Genomic DNA, 237 nt, shown 5'->3' with positions numbered 1-237 from the left:
CAGTGACGCAATAATGGAATGCCTTCTCGTTTGCTCGATCACCCCTTGTCTGGCATCAATCAACACTACGATAAGCTGAGAGTTAGACGCTCCCGTGATCATATTTCTGGTATATTGAATATGTCCCGGAGCATCTGCAATAATGAACTTTCTTTTAGGTGTTGAAAAATACCTGTAAGCTACATCAATGGTAATCCCCTGCTCTCTTTCTGCTCGTAAACCATCGGTAAGAATGGC

The 237-nt window shown here is 43.0% G+C and carries 1 protein-coding gene; it reads right to left on the bottom strand.

Annotation, left to right across the window (positions count from 1 at the left end; translation table 11 throughout):
• Positions 1-237: GTP-binding protein (locus SB847_RS22175; RefSeq protein ID WP_410578911.1), on the bottom strand; the 237-nt coding region annotated here is incomplete at both ends.

Source organism: Bacillus sp. SIMBA_026 (assembly GCF_046535335.1).
Lineage (GTDB): Bacteria > Bacillota > Bacilli > Bacillales > Bacillaceae > Bacillus > Bacillus velezensis.
The sequence above is the reverse complement of the archived record's forward strand: the minus strand, read 5'-3'. Positions and strand labels throughout refer to the sequence as shown.